A 746-nucleotide genomic window follows, 5' to 3' on the forward strand; every position below is an offset into this window, starting at 1 on the left:
ATTTGCCAATGCCATTCCCACTGCAAGGCAAAGGCTTGAAAGCTTGATTGATGAGCAAGCTGGGCTTTCCATAAGTACATTCCTAAATATTAATGATAATAATTCTCAGGTATAATAAGCAGGTGTTTTATAAATACAAAGGCGATTCAGTTATGCGAAATCGCACAAGTGTTATGAGGAAACGTCAAATGCAGGAAGTCACCGCCAAACGAACTAAACTTGGCAAAATAGCCATGACCCAAAAACTGGAAGCCACGGAAAAACAGTTTATTGTGACGCAAGGGCAACCATGCCAGACCCAACTGGCCGAAGGGAAATTTTTGTCTTATCAGTACAATGACCAGATTTTTGTGCATGGTGGGCGCTGCATTGAATTGGTTGACTCCAATATCGTCTCTACCGCGCACGCTTCGTTGTTGATAACCATTCTTCTCGAAGGAAAACTCTCTTTTGGCTACGACAATTTACAGTTCGATCTCGACGCCAGTGATACACCTCAAGGCGTGGTGGTGAATCTCATTCATCCTGCTAACTTTCGTCGTTCGCTTATTGAAAACAATCAGATCAACAAGATTAATATTCTTGTAAAGCCGCAATGGTTAGAGTCCCGCTCGGAAGAATCGTGTTGCAGTACTGCCTTCTTTGAAACGCACCAAGCCTTTTACCACCTAGAGCTTAATCAGGCGTTAACTATTCTTGCCACCGAACTCACCAACCGGGATACACCGCATCGTTTCCAAGACAAG

General features: G+C 43.6%; 1 pseudogene. It reads left to right on the forward strand.

Going from position 1 to position 746, the window contains the following annotated elements:
• Nucleotides 1–188: 188 nt before the first annotated feature.
• A pseudogene (locus R7P74_RS26205) lies at nucleotides 189–746 on the forward strand (AraC family transcriptional regulator); the annotation flags it as partial.

The organism is Vibrio sp. 2033 (assembly GCF_033339735.1).